Raw genomic sequence first — 2,585 nt, forward strand, 5'->3', positions numbered from 1 at the left:
GGCGGCGGGTGGCGCACGAGTTGGCACTGGTCGGCAAGCGCACGCGCCTCGTCTGCGAGAGGGGCGGCGCGCAAGCCGTCGAGAGAGTGGCGCTCGTCGCGGGCAGTCACGCGGCCTTGCAGCGGGTCGAGCAGCGGGCGGTTTCGGTCGGCGCGGCCGGTGTTCTCATACAGCGCGACCGTGTCGCGCACGGCCGCGAGGTCCGGCGAACGCGCGGCCAGCAACTCGCGCAGCAACGGCTCCGAGCGTGCCCAGTCGCGCTGCGCGAGCAACGCGTCGGCAAGCTGCAGCTTCGCGTCCGGGCTGCCCGGCTGCATCGCGAGAGCCGCGCGTGCGGCACGCTCCTCGTCCTGCGGACGGCCTGCCGCAGCCGCCGCGCGGCCTTGCGCAAGCAGCCCCCAGAACTGCGCGGTGCGCGCGAGGCCCTGCCATTTGCCGCGCTGGTCGGTCGAAAGCGTCGCGGCACGTGTGAACAACGTGCGCGCTTCGTCGTGCCGCCCCTCGCGCAGGCGCAGCAGGCCGAGCCCGCCGACCGCGTCGGCATCGTCCGCCCGCGCCCGCGCGGCACGCGCGAGCAGCGGATCGGCGCCGGCCAGGTCGCCGCGCGCGAGCGCCTGCAGGCCGCGCTGCTGCGCGATGTAGTCGGGATTGCGTTCGAGCCGGCGCTGCGCGTCGCGCTGACGATCCAGTTCCGCGACGCGCTCGACGAATTCGGTATCGTCCGGCACGAGCGCGAGGTACGCATGCAGGGCATCGAGATACGCGCGATCGCTGCCGGCCGACTGCAGCACGCGCCGCCACAGCGCCATCGCCTCCGTATGGTCGGCGTCGGCGCGCTTCGCGAGCGCCCAGGCGATCCGGTTCGCCTCCGGCCGCGTATCGGCGCGCTGGTTCAAGAGCCGCGCGAGCGCCATCGTCGCGCTCGTGTCCTGCGGATCGGCCGCGACCGCGCGGCGCAGCGCGGCGATCGCCGGCTCGCGTCCGCCCGGCGCATTCGACACGATCTGGAAATACTCGGCGCCGAGCGCACCCGACGGCGCGCCGTTCGGAAACAGCGCGACGATCCGCCGGGCTGCTTCGTCCGCGCGGCCGCTGCGCGCGAGCAGACGAATCTGCGCCATCTCGCCCCGCCCGCTCGTCGCGACGCGGTATTCGTCAGCCGCCCGCCGCGTGGCGGGCGCATTCGGCGCCTGCGCCTGCAGGCGCGCGAGCGACGCCTGCGCGCCTTTCGCATCGCCGAGCCGCAACAGCACGCGCACCTGTTCGGCCAGCAGCTCGGGATCGCCCGGCGCGATCAGCAGCCCCTTGCGCAGCGCGTCGTGCGCGAGGTCGTCGCGATGCTTGAAGCCCCACATCCGCGCGGTGTCGAGCTCACGCTGCGCCTGGGCGGACGCGGCGGTCGCCGGCGTCGCGTGGCGCGCCATCGTCGCGTCCGATGCATTGCCCGGCGCCGCCGCGCACACCGACGACGCGAGCCACGCGAATCCCGCGACGTGCGGCGCGGCGCGCTTCAGCGGGCGGCGCACGAACGGCCTCCCCAGCGGGCGTCGAGCGTGCCGTCCGCGCCGAACCGGTAGCGTCCGTCGCGCCAGCCGAGCCCGAACAGCGTCAGCACGCTCGTGTAGTAACCGGGCGCCGACTGGCGCGCGAGCGTATCGACGCGGGCCGCCTGTGCATCCGCGAGCGCACGCTGGCCGCGCGCGTCGAGGAACGGCACGGCCGCCGCCGAGAACCCGCCGTTGCCGTCGTTCGGCCCGGCGACGCCCGTCGTCGTATCGACCTTCTCCGGCGGCGCGCCATGCGCGTCGATATAGTCGGCGAACGGCGCAAACCGCGCCAGCAACGGGGCGGCGAGCGGATCGGCGCGATCGAGCATGCCGGCCCACAGATATACGCGGATCGCGTTGTACGCGCTCTCCGCATGCGTGTCGCGATCGGGCCCGAAACCCGTGCCCGCGCGATACAGCGCCCAGTCGGGCGAAAAGCCTTTCGGTGCGGTGTCGAGCAGCACGCGCCCGGTGCTGGCGGCGAGCGCGGCCCAGCGCCGGTCGTCGGGCAGGCGCGCGCCGAGCGCGCGGATCACCTGCGGCGGCGAATAGCTCGGGTTCACGCGCCACTGGCCGTCGGCCAGCTTGAACCCCGTCGGCCCCGGGAGCAGCGTGAGGCCGAGGCCCGGCACGGTCGCCGTCTCGGCGTCGAGCACCCGCTTCGCGAGCAGCGCGCCGCGCGCCGTGTAGCTGCGCTCGTGCCACAGCCGCCCGGCCTCGACGAGCGCATACGCGATCCACAGGTCGGCGTCCGACGCCGCGTTCGCATCGAGCACGCGCCACGCGCCGTCGGGCGCACGGCCCCACAGCCACGCCGGCAGGTGGGCGCTCAGGTCGCCCTGCGCGAGATTGTTCTCGGTCCATGCGAGGATCGTGTCGAACATGCGCCGGTCGTTCGCGACCAGCGCGAAGAAAAGTCCATACGCCTGCCCCTCCGATACCGTGCGCGAATCGGCCGAGCCGACGTCGATCACGCGGCCGTCGGCCGAGATGAAATCGCGCTTGAACGCGTCCCAGCGCGGCCACGCCGCTGCGCAT

General features: G+C 74.2%; 2 protein-coding genes. Both read right to left on the bottom strand.

Annotation, left to right across the window (positions count from 1 at the left end):
• On the bottom strand, positions 1-1,526 hold a 1,526-nt coding region (locus tag G3N64_RS38725; protein WP_205788844.1), incomplete at its 3' end, for a tetratricopeptide repeat protein.
• Positions 1,511-2,585 (bottom strand): cellulose synthase complex periplasmic endoglucanase BcsZ (bcsZ, locus tag G3N64_RS38730; RefSeq protein WP_241021435.1); only part of this gene is annotated, 1,075 nt, incomplete at its 5' end. The genes G3N64_RS38725 and bcsZ, both read right to left, overlap by 16 nt.

The organism is Burkholderia sp. Ac-20344 (assembly GCF_017104975.1).
In the GTDB taxonomy this organism is placed as follows: Bacteria; Pseudomonadota; Gammaproteobacteria; order Burkholderiales; family Burkholderiaceae; genus Burkholderia.